This is a genomic window from Parabacteroides caecihominis, assembly GCF_023656785.1.
In the GTDB taxonomy this organism is placed as follows: domain Bacteria; phylum Bacteroidota; class Bacteroidia; order Bacteroidales; family Tannerellaceae; genus Parabacteroides; species Parabacteroides segnis.
On sequence record NZ_JAMOKS010000004.1, the window covers coordinates 207,587 to 227,213 of the forward strand.

General features: G+C 42.9%; 16 protein-coding genes. 7 read left to right on the forward strand and 9 right to left on the reverse strand.

What is annotated here, in order from left to right:
- Positions 1-30: 30 nt before the first annotated feature.
- From NBH14_RS04625 to NBH14_RS04635, 3 genes are all read right to left on the reverse strand, one after another.
- Complete coding sequence (locus NBH14_RS04625) at positions 31-1,281, reverse strand: outer membrane beta-barrel protein (RefSeq protein ID WP_250817185.1); 1,251 nt, start codon at positions 1,279-1,281, stop codon at positions 31-33.
- Positions 1,265-1,813 carry an RNA polymerase sigma factor gene (locus tag NBH14_RS04630; protein ID WP_007655522.1) on the reverse strand — a complete coding sequence of 183 codons (549 nt, stop codon included), beginning with the start codon at positions 1,811-1,813 and terminating at the stop codon, positions 1,265-1,267. Before NBH14_RS04630 ends, NBH14_RS04625 begins: the two co-directional genes overlap by 17 nt.
- Before the next feature lie 85 nt (positions 1,814-1,898).
- Positions 1,899-3,284: a S41 family peptidase gene (locus NBH14_RS04635; RefSeq protein WP_186960303.1), complete on the reverse strand. Its 1,386-nt coding sequence runs from the start codon at positions 3,282-3,284 to the stop codon at positions 1,899-1,901.
- Positions 3,285-3,461: 177 nt separating this feature from the next.
- Here NBH14_RS04635 and NBH14_RS04640 point away from each other — a divergent pair, with 177 nt between their 5' ends.
- Positions 3,462-4,286 carry a hypothetical protein gene (locus NBH14_RS04640; RefSeq protein WP_186960304.1) on the forward strand — a complete coding sequence of 275 codons (825 nt, stop codon included), beginning with the start codon at positions 3,462-3,464 and terminating at the stop codon, positions 4,284-4,286.
- Between the two features lie 8 nt (positions 4,287-4,294).
- Here NBH14_RS04640 and NBH14_RS04645 read toward each other — a convergent pair whose 3' ends face one another.
- Positions 4,295-5,035: an SDR family NAD(P)-dependent oxidoreductase gene (locus NBH14_RS04645; RefSeq protein ID WP_186960305.1), complete on the reverse strand. Its 741-nt coding sequence runs from the start codon at positions 5,033-5,035 to the stop codon at positions 4,295-4,297.
- 144 nt (positions 5,036-5,179) lie between these two features.
- On the opposite strand from NBH14_RS04645, the gene NBH14_RS04650 reads away from it, so the two are divergent.
- The 4 genes from NBH14_RS04650 (at position 5,180) to NBH14_RS04665 (ending at position 10,243) form a co-directional block, all read left to right on the forward strand.
- Positions 5,180-6,217, forward strand: coding sequence for an endonuclease/exonuclease/phosphatase family protein (locus tag NBH14_RS04650; protein WP_186960306.1), 1,038 nt, complete (start codon positions 5,180-5,182; stop codon positions 6,215-6,217).
- A gap of 137 nt (positions 6,218-6,354) precedes the next feature.
- Positions 6,355-7,230, forward strand: a complete 876-nt coding sequence (locus tag NBH14_RS04655; protein ID WP_186960307.1) for an AraC family transcriptional regulator — start codon at positions 6,355-6,357, stop codon at positions 7,228-7,230.
- A 328-nt stretch (positions 7,231-7,558) separates the two neighbouring features.
- Positions 7,559-8,746, forward strand: a complete 1,188-nt coding sequence (locus NBH14_RS04660; RefSeq protein WP_186960308.1) for a glycoside hydrolase family 130 protein — start codon at positions 7,559-7,561, stop codon at positions 8,744-8,746.
- A 27-nt stretch (positions 8,747-8,773) separates the two neighbouring features.
- Positions 8,774-10,243: a glycoside hydrolase gene (locus tag NBH14_RS04665; RefSeq protein ID WP_186960309.1), complete on the forward strand. Its 1,470-nt coding sequence runs from the start codon at positions 8,774-8,776 to the stop codon at positions 10,241-10,243.
- 22 nt (positions 10,244-10,265) lie between these two features.
- On the opposite strand, the gene NBH14_RS04670 is transcribed toward NBH14_RS04665, so the two are convergent.
- Both NBH14_RS04670 and NBH14_RS04675 read right to left on the reverse strand, forming a co-directional pair.
- Complete coding sequence (locus tag NBH14_RS04670) at positions 10,266-11,285, reverse strand: DUF4249 domain-containing protein (protein ID WP_250817187.1); 1,020 nt, start codon at positions 11,283-11,285, stop codon at positions 10,266-10,268.
- A gap of 11 nt (positions 11,286-11,296) precedes the next feature.
- On the reverse strand, positions 11,297-14,035 hold the full coding sequence (locus tag NBH14_RS04675; RefSeq protein ID WP_186960311.1) for a TonB-dependent receptor domain-containing protein: 2,739 nt from the start codon (positions 14,033-14,035) through the stop codon (positions 11,297-11,299).
- 227 nt (positions 14,036-14,262) lie between these two features.
- Here NBH14_RS04675 and NBH14_RS04680 point away from each other — a divergent pair, with 227 nt between their 5' ends.
- Entirely contained in the window at positions 14,263-14,745 is a 483-nt protein-coding gene (locus tag NBH14_RS04680; RefSeq protein WP_186960312.1) for a cold-shock protein, read from the forward strand.
- Between the two features lie 18 nt (positions 14,746-14,763).
- Positions 14,764-14,973, forward strand: a complete 210-nt coding sequence (locus tag NBH14_RS04685) for a hypothetical protein (RefSeq protein WP_122356952.1) — start codon at positions 14,764-14,766, stop codon at positions 14,971-14,973.
- A 25-nt stretch (positions 14,974-14,998) separates the two neighbouring features.
- Here NBH14_RS04685 and NBH14_RS04690 read toward each other — a convergent pair whose 3' ends face one another.
- Genes NBH14_RS04690 through NBH14_RS04700 form a run of 3 tightly spaced genes read right to left on the reverse strand, consistent with a single transcriptional unit; the run spans position 14,999 to position 19,618 of the window.
- Positions 14,999-16,060 (reverse strand): DUF4249 domain-containing protein, encoded by a 1,062-nt coding sequence (locus tag NBH14_RS04690; RefSeq protein WP_186960313.1) that lies wholly within the window; start codon positions 16,058-16,060, stop codon positions 14,999-15,001.
- 5 nt (positions 16,061-16,065) lie between these two features.
- The gene (locus NBH14_RS04695; protein ID WP_186960314.1) at positions 16,066-18,765 is read right to left on the reverse strand and encodes a TonB-dependent receptor domain-containing protein; all 2,700 of its coding nucleotides are present in this window, start codon (positions 18,763-18,765) and stop codon (positions 16,066-16,068) included.
- 7 nt (positions 18,766-18,772) lie between these two features.
- Positions 18,773-19,618, reverse strand: a complete 846-nt coding sequence (locus NBH14_RS04700) for a FecR family protein (protein WP_186960315.1) — start codon at positions 19,616-19,618, stop codon at positions 18,773-18,775.
- Positions 19,619-19,627: the final 9 nt, after the last annotated feature.

The window sequence follows — 19,627 nt, forward strand, 5'->3', positions numbered from 1 at the left end:
TTAGTGGATAAATACTTATAGTTCTTTCAATTAAAAATCAAAACGAATACCTGCACCAAGTCCGATAATCACTGAATTTTCTGTCCGGATGCTCGGCGGCTGGTCATTATCAAAATAATGCGAAATACGTGGTTCGAAATAAAAACTCCAATCCCTGTAAAAACGATAGGACATACCGGCAGAGGCATTCAATGACCATTGCAGGCCGTTTATGCTTTTCTTCTCAACATTATTTACCTGTTCAAACTGCCAGAACCTGTTTTCCGTCTGTTTGGACCGTAACCCTTTTTCCATCATAAAGCCGCCCGACAAATATATTTTCCATCGTGGATTTTGCCAAAGGGACACAACCAGGTTGACAGGTATGCCCAAATAGTGAAGTTCCAGGCGGGACTTATACTGAACTTTATCCCATGCAGACAGATTGGAAGATAAATAAGTATATACCAACCCTGTCTCCACCCCGATATAACGATTGAAATCTTTCCGGACTGTCACACCGAAAGAGAGAGGCAATGCTGCATCCACCTCCGTATATTGTTCAGGAGGCAATACATTCGAATTCTCAAACAAAGGCGGCTTGACCGGAGGAGGAGATACCTCTCCCGGATTACCCGGAGTTATACTACTCGAAGGATCATCCATATCCGCTACAAGATCCCCATTTCCGAGTCCTAGCGAGACATGACCACCAGTACCGAAACCTGCATTGACAGACCATCCGCCTTCCGCTGTCTTTTTCTTACCGGCAGAAGAGAAATTATATTTTTTCGATTCATAGCTATACAAATCCTGTTGCTTCTGTTTCTTTTCCGGCTGCTGCACCGTTTTTTCTTGTTCCTGTATTTCTTCTGCGACTTCCGCTTCCGATACTTCATTTTCAGTTATTTGCAAGGGCTTGTCAGGTCTCGCGGCAGCAATCAGTTTCTTCGCTGGTACAGACTCAGTAACAGATGGTTTCGTTTTTTCCGGAATGTTTTCCTGAGTCTCCTGATATATTTTCTCTTCATCCTGAACAGAAGCCACTGGCGGCACCACGCCGTCATAGGATCCGTCCCCTGCCCGAAAGGGTGAAAACAAAAACAGTAATGCAATGACGGCAGCAGCCACAGAGCTTCCGGCCCACCACAACCATTTCTGTCCGTAGGGCTTCATATGAGGCTCGATATCCTCCCAGCAAAGATCATCGACAGGTAACCGGTGATCTTCCAGTTTCTGCTTCATGAATTCGCTGAAATCATCCAACTGTTCTTTATGATCCGTATCACTGCGCATCTTCATGCATAATTAATGATTGAACACTTTTCTGTAACACTTTCCGCGCCCTGATGAACTGTGTTCGCGAGGTTACTTCGCTTATATGTAGCATTTCTGCTATTTCACTGTGAGAATATCCCTCTATCGCATAGAGGTTGAACACCGTCCGGTAGCCATTCGGCAAACGGGCAATACAAGCATGCAGGTCATCTGCCGACAAACGGTCTAAAGCCGACACATCGACCTCATCAGCCAAATCCCCGCAGTCATCAAAGTTTACGCTTAACCGGATTGCATCATTTTTTCGGAGATATTCAAGAGCAGTAGTAACGAATACCCTGCGTACCCAACCGGGAAACGCACCGGATCCCGTATAACTTCCGATCTTTGTGAATATCTTGATAAATCCGTCCTGCAACAAGTCGCGAGCTGTTTCCCTGTTATTGACATACCGCATACACACACTCATCATGGCAGGAGCATACAGCTCGTAGACTTCTTTACGAGCCCATGACTCCCCACGTTTGCATCCGGCAATTAACAGCTGTTCGTCCATAGGTAATATTACTCTCTATCTGTATGATGAAAAAGCCTCTCCTAATGTTGCAGCTATAGTGGAGAAAAATAAAAATAAATAATTATCACTCGATATATAATACCATATTATTTCTAATACTCTGTTGGGGAGAATAAGAAATATCCAAAGGAACAGGCTTTGAAGCAGAACGCACCGATTTCAATGAAGACCGACCTGTTATTTCGTAAATAGCCTCTGCCAACAAAGGTTCATTCGTTTCTCCAAAACTTACCAAGTTCCAATTAAACTCATTGATCCTTATATCAGGAGAAAAACCATCTGCATAATCAGCCTTACCTTCCTTATTATAACTACGGAATGTAACAGGTGAAAAAATCCACCCATATTTCTCCGATTCGTCATAAACACTCATCCCTACCGTTTTACCGAAAGTTTGTACACCGATCAAACGAACATTATTACCCAGATAAGGCTTCAAAGAATTGATAACAAGTTCAGAAGATGAAGCAGTATTGCTTCCTGTCAAAACGAACAACCGTTTCAAGTTGAGATTTCCAGATCGGACCTCTGATGTTTTCAGGAGAGGTATCACATTATTCTTACTTTCGTTTTTGTCATTATATTCCAGTTTACAAAATGTATCTCCCAACACACTTTCAGGAGCAAGTAAAGAGGCCAGTAACTGGGCACATCTCACATCACCACCGCCATTATACCGTAAATCGAGCACAAACTCATTTACATTCCGGCTTTTGAACTTTTCAAATAATTGTTGCAGGTAAAGATTATAACTCATATCGTCACGCCCATCCAGACCGATAGTAAAATGATTATACATCAAATAACCGATACAACTATTACCGATAGTATAAACCGAATCTTTCAGAAAAGGGGTATCTTCCACAACACGGGATGCTCCCAAAGCTATTTCTTTGGTCGGAATAATAACCTCCCTATCCTCATCATATCGTGCCAGTTGAAGAGACACACTGCCTCCGCTTCTCAATATATCATAATTTTGAATCGTGCCTTCTGCCCCATTTACACCCAGAATCCAGTCACCACGTTTCAACCCGGCTTCCTCGGCCGGTGAGTTCTTTAAGACATAAAGGACAACAGCTATTTTATAAATGTTATTCCCACTTTTTAAATTGGAAGTAGCGAAATCGAATCCATACGAATCTCTATCATTAAAAATACTTTTCGTCGCTACCGCCTTTTCCAGAGTTGAATAATAATGATGGCCTTCGGCCAGGTCTTTACCGTCTTTATCAGATAATAAAGAAAGCAAAAAAGCCTTCGGTTCCGCATCAAAGTTCAACGTGTTTTTTTCAGGAAGTTCAGAATACCAAAGATAGTTTTCTCTCATAATCCTTTCTATCCACAGATTCACATCATTATCTGTTTTTGGTCCATTGTTATCCTCCTTCTCGCAAGCAGCAAATGACAGCGAAAATAAAATAACCAGTATATAACTTTTAATTTTCATACGTAACATTCCTTTCTTTTTCTTATTAAAGGCAAAGATATGCTATATTTTCTCCTGCTAGCAGCCTCTACAAGAATTAATATGTAGTTTTTCTACTATTTTAAGTAAAAACAAGATCAATAAATAGCTTATTTTAAGCAAATAATCTATCTTAGCGTCAATAAAATGATGTTGTGTATGAAGCGGGGATATTTTATAATTATAGCACTAGTGACATGTGTATGCTGTGGGCACGCACAGTCTGTTTTTGATTATGTTCTGAATGGTGATGGGAAAATGACTGCCATTCCCAAGTTTCAAAAATTCAATTTCAATATTCCTGAATTTTCATATAAAACATATACTCCTTCTCTTAGGACGGAGTTGGAGAAGAAACTCAGGGAATTCACGCCAGACTTTCCTGAAATTCAAGATCAACGTCCGATGGATATGCAGGTTCTGTCAGCCGCTTACCGTCCGTTCTTTAATCCGTTTACTCCAATGCTACGCCGCGTATCTCCAATGGCACTCGATTTTCAGGAGTTTAGTTTTACCCCGATCAGCGAAACAACAGGTCTGCTGACAGTCGGAGAACAATTTACCTGGCCAGGAGTAGGAGGACTTACAAGGGTTAGTTCATCATTAGTATGGCACCAGGACCGATGGACACTTACAGGAGGTGCATTTGCCGGACGTTACTTCACGCCGTTCAACTACAGTCCTGACTTTATGGGAGGTGTTAACGCCACTGTCAGCATCGAGGTGGTTGACTGGATGACTGTCAAAGGTTGGGGGCAATATGCATTCTATCAGAAAGGAGAACGTATGAATCCTCACATGTTGCTGAATCCCTATTATAATCATACAAGCGTAGGAGGTGCTTTTGAATTTAAAGTAAAGGATAATTTCAGCTTCGGTGTCGGAGTAAATTATGAATATAATCCCTGGAACAAACGTATGGATCCGCAGTTCCTGTTCTATCCGGCGTTCAAAGGTAAAAATATCAGGATAGGCATTAATTAACGTACCGATTATTCATAAATCATCTTCTTAGTCATCCCGCCGTCTATTACAATATTCTGGCCGTTGATGAAATCATTTTCCGGGGCAGCCAGGAAAAGGCAGGCGCTTGCTATATCTGAAGGACGCCCCACACGTCCTGACGGATGCTGGCTATGGTCCGACCGTTTCAGCAAACGGTAATCTTCATTCTGTATCCATCCCGGACTGATACTGTTTACAGTAATATTATAATCACTGAAAGACAATGCTAGCGCATGTGTCAACGAAACAATCCCCCCTTTGGAAGCAGCATAGCATTCCGAACCGGGTTCGCTTTGGAGATAACGGGTAGAAGCGATATTGATGATCCGGCCGTAACGCTGTTTCCCTTCCTCGTTATTCCGATGGATAGCCAATGCCCGCGAAGTTATAAACACCGGCCGCAGGTTTGTTGACAACACTTTATCGAACTGTTCAATGCTCGTTTCGGCCAATGGAGAGAACTCACTGATTCCCACATTATTAACAATCACATCTATATCTCCCCACATGTTGAAAAGCCTGTTGATAACTTTTTGAAGAGCTTCCGGATCACTTGCATCAGCCTGGAAGAACTGGACGAAAGTAGGTAATAGATCGCAAAGACGCGAAGCCGCTTTTTCATCTGTATCACAAAAAGCGACCCTTGCTCCCACATTACAAAATGCAGTCACAATAGCTGCACCGATACCTTTAGCACCACCGGTGACAAAAACTCTCTTACCGTCCATACCCTGTTCTGTGTTTGATTGTCTGCTGCAAAGATAACAAAAGAGTCTTGTAAAACTGTTGTAACACTAATAAATAAAAAATTCACTCCTATTTATCCGAAATTTAATTAATTTCGCGGAGCTAAACAAAATTACATAAACACCATGAAAAAAGGTCTATTCGCAACAGTTCTACTGTTTATGATCACTTTCTGTTTCTCGTCTTGTCAGAAAACAGAAACATTTAAAGTTCTCCAGTTTAATATCTGGCAAGAAGGAACCGTAGTAGAAAACGGATTTGATGCCGTTGCAGATGAAATTGTTCGTAGCGATGCCGATTTCGTTACATTGAGCGAGGTACGAAATTACCACAACACACGTTTCTGCGACCGTATCGTTGAAGCTCTCAAAAAACGCGGACAAACATATTACTCATTCTACACGGAAGATTCCGGATTATTAAGCCGCTATCCCATCAGCGACAGCAGTACTGTTTATCCTTTGAACGACGACCGGGGAAGCATTTATCGCCTGGTAACGAAAAAAGGGAACCAGGAATTTGCCGTATACACTGCCCATCTGGATTACCGCAATTGTGCTTACTACGATGCCCGTGGATATGACGGTAACAATTGGGAAAAAATAGAACCTGTTACGAATCTGGACTCGATCCTGATATTGAACCGTGCATCCGTGCGTGACGATGCTATCGCACGTTTCATCAAAGAAGCGGAAAAAGACAAGGTGGCAGGCCGTATCGTTATTCTGGGAGGTGACTTCAACGAGCCTTCTCATCTGGACTGGACGGAAGCGACTAAAGATATGCGCGACCATTATGGCCTGGTTGTTCCCTGGGATGTATCCGTTATGCTTGAAAAAGCCGGATATAAAGACTCCTATCGCGAAAAATATCCGGATCCCGTCACTCATCCCGGTTTTACCTGCCCGGCAGATTGCCCGGACATTGCCTTAAAAAAACTGGTCTGGTCACCGGAAGCCGATGATCGCGACCGTATTGACTTTATCATGTATTCACCTTTCAATGGCCTTACCCTGACAGACATGACCATTATCGGACCGAAAGGCGATATTCTCCGTGGTGAACGTATCACAGAAGAAACTGCTGATCCGGTTATTGAACCGCAAGGCATCTGGCCTACCGATCATAAAGCTGTACTGGCTACTTTCCAATTAACAAAATAAGCGGCAATCAATATGCCTCTGTCTATACATCTGCCAAACACGAAGAACGGCTATTCATGTCGTTTAATCTTGTTTGACAGGTGTTTTTCTGACTTTATCCATTATCTTTGTCTTATACTCATTTAGTTTCAAATACCATGATGACAGAAATATTCAGAGAAAAGTCTCCTTTATCCAACAAAGACAGTTTCATATTATTTGAACGCACAAAATCATCCTTCACTTTTCCGATACATGTTCATAATGTATGGGAGTTGAACTTTGTGGAGCATGCAGCCGGTGCCCGGCGTATTGTAGGAAACTCTGAAGAGACAATCGGAGAAAAGGATCTTGTACTTATCACCAATACGGAACTGAAACATGCCTGGATGAACGGTAGCTGCAAGTCGAATGATATCCACGAAATTACCATTCAGTTCCATCCTTCCCTTTTCAGTAGTCCGGCTTTCCAGAAAAGACAGTTCGATTCCATCATGAAAATGTTTGCAAAAGCAGAACACGGATTGTTATTCGGGCAGGCAGAAATCAACCGTATACTACCTATCTTACGGATGATTTCGACAGAAAAAGGATTCTATTCCGTCATGAAATTCTTTATTCTGCTCCATGAACTATCCCTGTCAGAAGATATACGTGTCCTATCCCCCAATATATATCCTGCATATACGGAAAGCGACTATCAAATGAAAAAGATACTCGATTATGTGAGTAAAAACCTATCCAATACGATCACGATCAATGAACTCGCTCAATACATGGGCATGAGCCTTTCCACACTTTCACGTTTCCTAAAGAAAAACACCAATCATAACTTTACCGACTTTTTACAGGAATACCGCATCAATTCTGTTATCCGGGAACTGAATATTAATGAAAAAGAAAGCATCATGGATATCGCTTCCCGTTGTGGTTTTGTCAGTCAATCGTACTTCTACAAAGTTTTCAAAAAATTCAAAGGCACCACTCCACAGGAATATCGGGAAAGCTATCAACGTATGCGGGTAATCATTTAACCGACAATCTTTTGACTGAATAGAGGAATCTTTTTTGACCATCCTGAGCAGAACAGATAATAATAACACACTGATTGTTAACACCTTGAATCCAAAATAAAAGAATAAGAGCACATAACACATATTCACATTACACCCACAAACTTTTGTTAATATCACGGTATAACAACCTGTTATAAGTAAATTTTTGTAACCATAAAGCAACAGGCAAGATTTCGCTTTGACAAACTTGACAGAAACGTACAATAAGTTGACTGAATAGGACAGTCCTGTATATAATCCATTCTCTACATTTGCATTCAAAATACAAATATGAAAGTCTTTCATTATGAATAAGAGAAACAACATCTTCAAAGAACGTTTGGAAAAACTGCAAACAGCCCATGAAAACCTGTTAGCCAGAAAAAATATAATAGAGGAGAATAATAACGGTATCATTGACAGATATATTCATCCGATAGTCACAAACGAACATATCCCTTTGGAATGGCGTTACGATTTTAACCCCGAGACAAATCCTTTTTGTCTGGAACGTATAGGTGTAAACGCCTGCATGAATTCCGGCGCCATCAAATGGAATGGAAAATATCTGATTATGGTACGCGTGGAAGGCTCGGACCGTAAATCCTTCTTTGCCATTGCAGAAAGTCCGAACGGAGTGGATAACTTCCGCTTCTGGGAACGTCCGGTTAATTTACCGGATATCGACCCGGAAGAAACGAATGTATATGATATGCGCCTGACAGCACATGAAGACGGTTGGATATACGGAATATTTTGCAGCGAACGCCATGATCCGGAAGCAAAACAAGGTGACCTCTCTTCTGCTGTGGCAAAAGCGGGTATTGTTCGTACAAAAGACCTGATCAATTGGGATAGACTACCGGATCTGAAATCGAAAAGCCAACAGCGCAATGTCGTTCTGCATCCCGAATTTATAGACGGAAAATATGCATTATATACCCGTCCGCAAGATGGATTTATTGATGCCGGCAGCGGTGGTGGAATCGGTTGGGCATTGATAGAAGATATGACAAATGCAGAAATCCTCTCTGAACTAATTATAGATAAACGCTACTACCATACGATTAAAGAGGTAAAGAATGGAGAAGGGCCACACCCGATAAAGACTCCGCAAGGCTGGTTACATCTGGCTCACGGAGTCAGGGCGTGTGCTGCCGGACTCCGATATGTACTCTACCTGTATATGACTGCCCTCGAAGACCCCACAAAGGTTATTGCACAGCCCGGAGGTTATTTTCTGGCACCAACAGGGGAAGAGCGGATTGGAGATGTATCCAATGTGTTATTTTCCAACGGATGGATTGTTGATGAAGATGGGAAAGTATTCATTTATTATGCATCAAGCGATACCCGGATGCATGTCGCGGTTTCTACCATAGATATACTGGTCGATTATTGTATGAATACCCCCGAAGACGGCCTCCGGTCTGCTGCTTCCGTAGCAAAGATCAACGAGCTAATCGATAAGAACAAACAATACAAAGGGGAATAAATATTTTATCCATTAAGAGGTTACATCATGAAATTATACAGATATTTATTCTTGGGCTGCTCCATATTTACATTGCTTACTTCCGGTTGTTCCGGAAGTAATACAGGAAATGAACAACCGGAAGTTTCCATACAACTTATATGGGATGACGTTAAACAACCGATTGATGGTTTCGGTATCGCACAAGCCGGATGGGCCGATGAACTCTATTCGCATAAAAACAGAGAAAAAGTCATGGACGAAATGTTCGGCCCTAACGGCCTGCGATTGAATATTCTTCGCGGAGAGATATTCCCCCATTATTGGAAAAACAGTAAGGACAAGGACTTCAACCTGGCAGATAACCTGGATATGGATCTCGACGATCCATTCTTTGAAGGGAAATCAGATGACCGTCTGCGCCGCGGACAGCTATGGCTCACATTGCTGGCAAAAAACAAATATCATGTAGATAAACTGTTCTTCTCCGCCTGGAGTGCTCCGGCTTATATGAAAACCAATGGAAAAGTATCCCAGGGTGAACTCAAACCGGAATGTTATCAGGAATATGCCGATTACCTGGCTGAATTCTACAAAGCATATGCATCTGTCGGACTGGAACCATATGCCCTCTCCCCTTCCAACGAACCGGGTTATGCCGCTCCCTGGAACTCCAGCCTCTGGACACCGGAGAAGATGGGCGAATTCATTACCCGCTATCTGGGACCGACTTTCAAACGTCAGCAGATACCTGCACGGATCATCTTTGGAGAAAATCCATTATGGTCTGCCGTAAGTTCACAGGCAAACTTTGCCTCCTCGCTCTATTTCACCAATACGATATTGGAGAAATATCCGGAAATCACGGACTTCAACCTGATTGCTGCCGGACACGGATATACTTTGCCGGAATCATTGTCTCCGGAAAAAGACAGCCTGCGGACCCCGATCGTACCACTTGAACTGGCAGAGAAAAACAACCTCCCCGTTTGGGTAACAGAAATCAGTGACATAAATCCGCTCGATACGACAATAAACGATGGTTTGAAATGGGCAAATACTTTTCATGCTTATCTGACGGATGCCAATGTAAACGCTTTTGTCTGGTGGGCCGGAGCTATGCCTACAGGCAACAATGAAAGCTTGATTGTACTGAATCCGGACCGCAAAGGCTACTCCCTGACTAAACGATACGAGACATTCGGTAACTATACCCGTTATATCACACCGGGAAGCCAGCGTATCGGTACTCAGCTCAGTCAGCCGACCGACAGCCTGCTGATATCCGCTTATAAAAAAGAACAGACTTATACCGTTGTCGTCATCAACAACTCATCCCGGTCGATTCTCACCGGAATACAACTTACAGAAGTGCAGGTTTCGGGAACTCTGAATAGTTTCCTGACTGATGAAAACAACCGCTGGTCTCCACAAAGTTACTCACCGGACAAAAACGGCCGGTATGTTGTCAGTGTACCGGCAAAATGCGTGATTACTTTCACCGGGACAGTAAAATAAACTTCAATTAGGGAAGAGATATCTAATCGTTATCCGACAAAACTTTATTGGGAATAGCAACAGTAAGACTATCCACGCAAGCTGTTCCCAATATGCCTACTCCTCCTTCGATATTATTGAATACACGAACCGGTTCGGCAAGACCAATATCCGCAAGGTCGTTATTCAATGATCCGTCTTGTAAGGAAGCCAAAGCTAACATATATTTATAATAAGATTCAGATATAGAGTATAAATAAACCCTCATTGAATCCGGCATAATAGGCTCAGCACTTTCAGGTGAATAAGAATAACCACCTTCCAACTTCATAGTATATTCCTTCCCGTTAAACAACTCATCCGAAAAAGGCCGTCCTTGTCCGCCAGACAACCAGTCATTTCCCATTACCTTATCCAGAATAGTAATTTTATTTTCAAATATCGGTTCAGAAGCAAAATTAACAGACTGCAAATTCCATTTATAAGATCCCCTGTAAACCTGCGTTTTCTCCCAGTCGTCCCCCACATAATCATACTCCGGATAGCCTCTGGTAAAACGAATAAGATAGCAGTTTCCAGCAGATGGATCATCCCGAAATGTAACTTTCAAACGTTCCTGAAAATAGCTATAATAAGGATTCTGATTAAAATAATTTTCCACAGCAAAATTAAGTAATGTAGGAGGACCCGGTATTACATCTTCTGCCATAACCGATTTATACCCCTCCATTTCCGCTTCAATACGTATTTTATCTCCGACAACCGGAACATAAGTAGCCACATAGCCTCCAAATGTATTATAATTATACGCATTTAGATTAAATGATAACTGTTCTACAAAACGGTCATTTACGTATAACTTGACATCCGCGCCTTCCATAAGATGGTTAACTCCGCCCTCCGTGTAAAACCAAGTACGTGACAAGGAAGCAATTATCGGTTTGTCCTGTATAATGGCACAGTTCAATACAAGTTTAGGATCCGGACGCAAATGCTCCAGATCAATCTCTTTCATACAGGAAGTAACTAATAAAAGAAGAGCTAAAAGAAATATATGTTTCATATGCATAATCATTAAAATTTATAGGTATAAGAAATAGAAGGAATAATAGGCATTATTCCAATAGTTTTAAAGACCGGTACATTCTTACCGTAAGGGCTGCCTGGATCAGGAATCGTCTTATCACTTTTATAAATCATAAAAGGATTCATGCGGGAATAGACATTATATATGCTAACTGTCCAGATACCCATCCGCCCTTTCTTTTTAGGACGATATATCTTGATTCCTAAATCGAGTCGATGATAGGCTGGCAACTGATAATTATTTCGTCCTTCGTAATAATCTATTGACTCACCAGAATTAACCACATAATGGTTATCATTATTCGTTGGAGAACCTGTTCCATTTTCATAATAGTTTTCCAAAGATAATGTCACGTGATTTCCGGAAGCATACGACCAGGCTGCAGATAGTTCAACTTTAGGAGATATCTTATGCATCACCACTATATTCAATTTATGCCGGTTGTCAAAACGAGCCGGATAACGTGCTCCCTGATTCAGTTCGTCAAACTGTCGGTCGGACCAGGACAGGCCATAACCCACCCAACCCGTCGTACGACCGGTTTCCTTACGTACCATAAATTCTGCTCCATAAGAACGTCCCTCACCAGCAGTCAGTTTGTCTTCCCAATTGACAAAGGAAGGTGTAAAGGTATGTCCGTCACGATATTCCAACAGATTATCCAATGTTTTATAATATCCTTCAACAGAGAAATTATATTCTTTATTAAGATTGTAGTAGAAACCGGCAGAGACCTGGTCACTTATCAATGGTTTCAATCTTCGTGTAACCGGCATCCAGGCATCGGTCGGTAAACTGATAAAACTATTACTAATCAGATGTACATATTGATTCATTCGGGAATAAGAAGCTTTAAAACTCAGATTATCATCCAGCAACCAACGAAGAGATACCCGCGGTTCCAGTCCGGTATAAGTCTTTCCCTGTACATTGAAAAGACTGAAACGCAGACCGGCATTCAACCTTACGGCAGACGACAATGTCCAGTCATCCTCCGTATAGACTCCGGCTTCATGCCCCCACAACAAATCGTTTGCAAATTCCTGTCCTATCTCGACCGATGTTTCTTCATTCTTTTCATAAGCTACCGAACGATTGTATTCCGGATGAAAACGGTGTACCAGATAATCACCTCCAAAACGGATATGATGAGCAGATGCCGGCAGATAATCAAATGAAGTGCGCAACCCAAAATCCGTAATACCCGTATTTGTTTCATTCTCCCTGAACGAATCAGAATAATCCTCATCTCCTTCGTTTCCTACCACATCGTGTTCTGTATTCCTCAATCTGGAATGATAGCGGGTAAAAACACCTGACACTTTGCCAAACAAACGGTTATTAAACACATAAGTCCAACCGGCAGTAGCCATGATATTACCCCAGCGTAAAGAGAGATCGGAATCATAATTATAATTATTGTCACTATCTTGATCCGGGAAATCTGTACTTCCTCCTTTCAACACATCATTACCGTTGTAAAGACTCAGATACATGCGGCTACGGTCGTTAAATATATGATTCACCTTCAGGTTAAGATCATGAAAAGCGTAACGGGCCCGCAGACGTGTTCCATCCTTCTTCGTTATCTTATTGGCGATAGCGACAGCCGGAGCTGAAAGTACATCCAGCCAGGTACGTCGCAAACCTATATTAAAAGAAGTACGGTCTTTTATGATAGGCCCTTCGAAATTAAGATTACCGGAAATCAAGCCAATTGAAGCACTCCCGTGATATTCCTTCATATTACCTTCTTTTGTATGCACATCCACTACAGACGAAAGTCGTCCCCCATAACGCGAGGGGAAACCGGATTTGAAAAAATCCATACCGCTGATTGCTTCCGGATTAAATGCCGAGAAGATACCACCGATATGATTGATCTGATAAACCGGGTTACCATCGATCAGGAATAAGTTTTCATCCACATTACCGCCACGGACATACATTCCTGCCGTTCCTTCCGTACCGGCCGACACGCCTGGCGTCAACTGCAAAGTCTTGATAATATCAGCCTCCCCAAACATTACGGGAGTAGAGCGGATCGTTTGCTGATTAATTTCCAACGCTCCCATCTGGGTACTTAGCACAGATTGCTTGTCATTACTTTGTCCAGTTATGACAACTTCCTGTAACGAAGCCGAAGGCTCCAGTTCGATAGTAAGCACTGTATCGCGCTCTAGTCCGTTAAGAATATGCTGATGACTGGTATAACCAATATAAGAAGAACGAATTGTAATATTCCCTGGTGGCAGTGTCAGGCTGAAAAAACCGAAATTATTGGAAGCTGTTCCCACACGACTATGGGCTTCATAAACCGAGGCCCCGATCAGAGATTCGGCGGATCTTTTATCACGCACAAAACCACTGACCGTTACCTGCTTGGGTTTACGCTTCAGAACCACTACGTTTCCTGTCATCTTGTACACTACCGGAAGATTCGCGAACAAACGCGTCAGGCAATCCGTCAGTGCTTCATCATCCGCACGAAACGTAGTTTTCTGAAGTCCACTCAACAAAGATGATTCGTAGGAAAAGGTTACTCCGGTTTGCTTCTGAATTTCGTCCAGGATTTCCCGGACAGAGACCTTTTGCATGTTCAACGTAACCTTCCGTGTTTCATCCACTCTATTTGTCTGTGCCTGAAGGCCGGACAAACTAAAAATCATCATCATTATTACCAAGGTAACACGGGCAAATTGTTTTGCAGGGTATACTTTCTTCATCTTGTTATTTGTTGATATCTGTTTTTAAGACAGATTTTCAGGAAATACCCCTATCGGGCAAGACAAAAAAAATTAAACCTAGGAATATTCCCCTTTTTTTCGTATCTTTGTAGAAGAGTTAGAGATATAAATCATTATTGCACAGTTCTCCTTATTTATTTTAAGCAGGTCTCTCCTTTAATTATACTCCTCACTCCACTTAGTATTTATCTTATAAAAAAAGTTATATGGCAAGATCAATGACAGTTGACAAACGTGAAAATGAAAAGAAAAGACTCGCTAAACGAGCAGAAAAGCAAAAGAAAAAAGAAGAAAAGAAGTTATCCGGCAAGGCAAGCAGTTTCGAGGATATGATTGCTTATGTCGATGAGAATGGCGTTATTTCATCAACCCCACCGGCTGAGGATCTCAAAAAAGAAGAGATCAATCAGGAAGAAATAATGATCTCAGTACCTAAAAAGGAAAAAGAGGAACCGGTTATATTAAAAGGTAAAGTCGATTTCTTCAATACATCCAAAGGATTCGGTTTTATCAAAGAACTGGTAAGAGGTGAAAGATACTTTTTCCACGTAAACAATTTACTTTCAAAGGTTGAAGAAGGTGATATTGTAACATTCGACCTGGAACGTGGATTGAAGGGTATGAATGCGATCAATATCTCTTTGGAGAACGAACCGGAGAATAAAAATCCGGAAGACGATATCACTTAATATTAAATATACAAAAGTATGAAAAGGGAAATCAACATGCGGTCGGACAGGAATCAGGCCAATCAATTAATTGAAAATTCACTGAAAGAGTATAAAAAAAGCGTTGGCGAAGTGATACTCGTTTCAGTAGGTCCGCGAACAACTATTGAATTGCCGGCCAGCCTGACACAGGCAGAGAGAGAAGCCCGTATCGAGATCTATAAAAAATTACATAGTTCGAAGATCTAAAAAATCTCAATCAGATGGATACAACCTAGTACCACACGTGCGTCCGATCACCGAAAGGCATTGTTAGGCGACGTGTGGAAATCTGATAGCCTGTTACTACTCCGAAACCGTCAGTTACATTCGAATAAATGGCAGTCGGTTCCAGCAAACCATCCAGATAAGCATCCCCCAAGGAGATAGAGAAACCGCGAATCTTTTTCAGATAGTTATAATAAGCTTCCGAAATAGACATCAGATGGATATCATAATGTACAATAGCTTCTATCGAATCATTCTTAAAAGAACTTTCCGTGAAAAAGGAACTGGTCAACGTGTACTCTTTCCCTTCAAACATCTCATCGGATAAAACACCCCGGCAATAAGTCCCGTCATACTCCTCCAGAGCGGGAGACGGAATACCTTGCTGAAATGCAGGATCATCATAAAACAGCCTGAAATTAGAAGATTCAATTGCGACCACTAAACTGTCACCGGAAATTACAGGACTTTCCCAACCATTATCGTTAAATGAACTCACCCACAACACCTTATCCCCTTTACGATACTCGACCAGACGTTCCACCACCAACCGGTAATAATTCCGGACAGAAGGATCGTCTTTCAACGTCAGATATATCCGCGTACGCGCCGAACTATAATCAGAGGTAATCACACTGGCTGTATCGAGTGATAATATATCTGTTTTTGAAGGAATAATGGTTTCACCCTTTACCGGATCAAATCCCGGAGCCTGAGCTTCAAGCCGCACTTTATCACCAGCCTGTACATGACAACCCGGTAGTCTGAACTGCCCTTTATATGCCATGTTATCGGCCGGATCGTCGGATCGCTGCATAGTTCCCCGGAAAGTCTCATTCACGTAAACGTCAACCTTCACTCCTTCATCCGGTAAATCATACTCCGGAACACTATCCAGCAAAAACCAGCTTTTTGACAAAAAAGCCGCCACTTCCCGTTCCGGAGTTATGGATGCATTCAGAACCAACACCGGAGGTGCAGGGTCAAGTTTTAATATCACATCGCGTGTACACGAGAGGCATATGAATAATAGCAACAGAGACAACGGGAACAATAATATCTTTTTCATAACGATCAGAATTTATAAGTATAAGACACAGATGGCAGGAACAGAAACAGGATGGATTGTTCCAGATATATATTTTTCTTTCCTGTCTCACCGTCTATATAATAATGAGTTCTCACAGAAAACGGATTCGGATGGAGATACGCATTGCAAAGGCTCAGATTCCAGACTCCCAGACGTCCTTTCTTTTTATAACGGTAGAAATTCATCCCCAGGTCAAGACGATGATAAGGTGATAGCTGATAGTTATTACGCGAACTGGCAGCATAAGCGACCCCTTCACCATCCTTTAGAATTACGTCTTCTCCCTGCATATAGCCATGATCAGTCTGCCCGGTTCCTCCATGATAGATCTGATCCATGATAGTAATATGATTACCAGAGGCAAACATCCAGGCGGCAGTCAACTCTACTTTACGGGAAATTTTATAAGTCGCTACCAAATCAATCTTGTGGCGGTTATCGTATTTGGATGGGAAACGACGCCCTTTGTTCACACTACCGTCCGGAAAACGGCGGTCAGACCAGGACAGCGTATAACCGATCCAGCCGGAAAGGCGTCCGGACTTTTTCTGTGCCATCAACTCCATGCCATACGCACGACCATATCCCATACCAACCCGCTCTTCCCAGTTAGAATAATCCGTACCGACCGGAATGCGGTCTTTATATTCTATCAAATTATTCATCCGCTTGAAATATCCTTCCACGGAAAAATTATACTGCCTGTGTAATGTATAATAAAGACCAGCTGTAAACTGGTGGGCATTCATCGGCCTGATATTACGGGTAACGGGTACCCAAATATCCGTAGGCTGGCTGATATAAGAATTGGAAAGTAAATGGATATACTGGTTCATTTTCGAATACGACAGTTTTGCCGATAAATTACGCGCCAGCAAATAACGGGCGGATAAACGGGGTTGCAAAGAGAAATAAGTCTCCCCCTGCACATGAAAGGTCGTTGCACGCAAACCGACATTAGCAGTCAGGCGCTCTATCACATGCATCTCTTCTTCCGCAAACAGAGACACTTCGTGACCGCGGATCAGCGAGTTTGCATAGACCGTATTGGTCTTCTGCGATTTGACAGAATCTTTATATAAACTCTTCATCGTATTCTGCTCCGGACGGAAATTATGGAAAAGATAGTCTCCCCCGAACTTCAGACGATGTTTCTCATGCAGACGATAATCGAAAGACGCACGCAGGCTGACATCTTCCATCGCCGAACGGTAATGGTTTTCCTGACTGAATAACTGCCGGTCCTTCCGATTGGGCGATAAAGTATACCCTTCCTTATCCTGCTGGATATGCGAACGATAACGCGTATAGCCTGCCGTAAACGTAGCAAACAATTTATTACTGAACACATGGCTGATCCCGGCCGAACCGATCAGGTTCCCCCAGCGCCAACGGAAATCTTTACCTACACGATCTTCTTCGTCTTTCTCCTCTCCGTTCAAATAGCTGTCGCTTCCCATATAAAAACTCATATAACCGCGTGTCCGGTCACTAAAGGAGTGGTTTACTTTCGCATTCATATCGAAGAAATGATAACCACCCCTGATCTTCTTCTCTTCCCCGCTGTTGAGAGCTTTCAGCAAAGGCCAGGTAATCAGCTCCATCCAAGTACGCCTGACAGACACATTGAAAGATGATTTCCCTTTTACGATAGGACCTTCCAGGTTGCCCCGCAAAGCCAGCAGACCAATCGAAAGATTACCATGATATTCATACCGGTCGCCATCATTGGTCCTTACGTCTACTACGGACGAAAGCCTTCCCCCATATTCGGCAGGAAAGCTTCCTTTATAAAATGTTGCATTTTTGACGGCATCCGGGTTAAAGGCGGAGAAGAAACCGAGCAGATGGTTGGTGTGATAAACCGGATTGCCATCCAGCAAAAAGAGGTTCCCATCCGCATCCCCTCCCCGGACATAGAGTCCGGTCATCCCTTCGGTCCCCACTGCAACACCGGGCAGTCGTTGCAGGGTTTTCACCACATCCGTCTCCCCCAGCAGGGCCGGCATCGACTTGATGCGCTGGGCAGGAACCTCCACAACCCCGGTTCGTGTGCTTAATACCTCCGATCGGGGATTCAGTCCCTCCACGACCACTTCGCCCAATGCCCTCGACGAAAGCAATGGTATATCTATCAATGTATCGCAAGACAATTCAAATGTCACCTCTTTCGCTTCATACCCGACATAAGAGGCCCGCAAAGTGACTTTTCCGGGTGGAAGCGTGATACTATAAAAACCATAATTATTGGAAGTCGTACCGGTTCTGGATTTGCGTTCAAATACATTGGCATTGATCAGACTTTCATACGACACCGAATCGCGGACAAAGCCACTGATCGTATACAGCCGCGGCTTCCGTTTCAGTATCACGATCTGTCCTGTCTGTCGGTAAGTAAGAGGCAAGGTGGAAAATAATCTTCTCAGACAGTAGGAAAGCGATTCGTCCTGTGCCTTGAATGAGATTTTCGGAAACTCATCCAGCAAAGACGATTCGTAGGAGAAAAAGATTCCGGTTTGCTTTTCCAGTTCCTGTAAGATTTCCAACAAAGAGACCTGTCGTTTGTCCATCGTAACCGTAGGCGTCGGTTCCACCGGAAGATCGACAACAAAGGCTTCTTCCCTGGCTTTTACCTGGAAAAAAAGCATAAGAAGCCCTGTCAGCAATATCCATATACGTTCCATAGATTACTTATTTATTGGTGTCAGGAGCCAGACGGGTATCGAGTGTCTGGTTGATAACCAATAAAACATCTTCCAGCGGAAGATCATTGAAAGTGGCCGTCAGTTTCAGATTCGGGGTTTCTGCTTTATTGATTATATTCACCTGATAATATTCACTCAGATCGCTGACCACCTTCTCCAGCGGGGTGTCATTGAAGCGCAACTGCCGGGTTTTCCACGACAGGGTATTAAGGTCTTCTTCTTCAAGTATCATGATTCCTTTACTTTCCATAGAATAGGAGGCCGACATTCCGGCGGTTAATATCACTTTGTCCGTTTCGCATCCGGTAGCGCCAAAGCTGACTTTACCGGTCATCACATCCACATCCGTCCCGTCCGGCTGTTCATCTATCTGAAAACTAGTGCCGAGCACGGTGACTTCCGTCCGTTCAGTATATACAGAGAAGGGGCGTGCTTCATTCCGCGTCACTTGGAAAAAGGCTTTTCCTTTCATCTCCACTACACGCCGTTCCTTTCCGTAAGCTTTTTTATCATATCGGATGGAAGAATTACCAGCCATCGAAATCAATGTGCTGTCGGGCAGGTAAACTTCCATGATTTGTCCCGGTTCGGTCGTAACAGCAACCCATTCGGGCGAATTACGTTCGGTTATAAAATAGGTACCAAAACCTATGAGCAGCAACAACACCGACGCAGCCGCCATCCAGTAGCGACGGAAAGAGACCGTACGGCGCACCTGATGCTTGCCGGCAAACTTTTGCCAGGCCTTATCAGTATCCAGACGTCCTTCCTCGTAGTGTTTCGCTACGAAACGAATGCGTTGTTCCAGTTTATGTTCCTGCTCGTTGTTCATATTTATTTA

Bases quoted from the DNA above. Each gene is read 5' to 3' on its own strand.
- NBH14_RS04625 (WP_250817185.1), bottom strand. From the start codon at position 1,281: ATGAAGATGCGCAGTGATACGGATCATAAAGAACAGTTGGATGATTTC.
- NBH14_RS04630 (WP_007655522.1), bottom strand. From the start codon at position 1,813: ATGGACGAACAGCTGTTAATTGCCGGATGCAAACGTGGGGAGTCATGG.
- NBH14_RS04635 (WP_186960303.1), bottom strand. From the start codon at position 3,284: ATGAAAATTAAAAGTTATATACTGGTTATTTTATTTTCGCTGTCATTT.
- NBH14_RS04640 (WP_186960304.1), top strand. From the start codon at position 3,462: ATGAAGCGGGGATATTTTATAATTATAGCACTAGTGACATGTGTATGC.
- NBH14_RS04645 (WP_186960305.1), bottom strand. From the start codon at position 5,035: ATGGACGGTAAGAGAGTTTTTGTCACCGGTGGTGCTAAAGGTATCGGT.
- NBH14_RS04650 (WP_186960306.1), top strand. From the start codon at position 5,180: ATGAAAAAAGGTCTATTCGCAACAGTTCTACTGTTTATGATCACTTTC.
- NBH14_RS04655 (WP_186960307.1), top strand. From the start codon at position 6,355: ATGATGACAGAAATATTCAGAGAAAAGTCTCCTTTATCCAACAAAGAC.
- NBH14_RS04660 (WP_186960308.1), top strand. From the start codon at position 7,559: ATGAATAAGAGAAACAACATCTTCAAAGAACGTTTGGAAAAACTGCAA.
- NBH14_RS04665 (WP_186960309.1), top strand. From the start codon at position 8,774: ATGAAATTATACAGATATTTATTCTTGGGCTGCTCCATATTTACATTG.
- NBH14_RS04670 (WP_250817187.1), bottom strand. From the start codon at position 11,285: ATGAAACATATATTTCTTTTAGCTCTTCTTTTATTAGTTACTTCCTGT.
- NBH14_RS04675 (WP_186960311.1), bottom strand. From the start codon at position 14,035: ATGAAGAAAGTATACCCTGCAAAACAATTTGCCCGTGTTACCTTGGTA.
- NBH14_RS04680 (WP_186960312.1), top strand. From the start codon at position 14,263: ATGGCAAGATCAATGACAGTTGACAAACGTGAAAATGAAAAGAAAAGA.
- NBH14_RS04685 (WP_122356952.1), top strand. From the start codon at position 14,764: ATGAAAAGGGAAATCAACATGCGGTCGGACAGGAATCAGGCCAATCAA.
- NBH14_RS04690 (WP_186960313.1), bottom strand. From the start codon at position 16,060: ATGAAAAAGATATTATTGTTCCCGTTGTCTCTGTTGCTATTATTCATA.
- NBH14_RS04695 (WP_186960314.1), bottom strand. From the start codon at position 18,765: ATGGAACGTATATGGATATTGCTGACAGGGCTTCTTATGCTTTTTTTC.
- NBH14_RS04700 (WP_186960315.1), bottom strand. From the start codon at position 19,618: ATGAACAACGAGCAGGAACATAAACTGGAACAACGCATTCGTTTCGTA.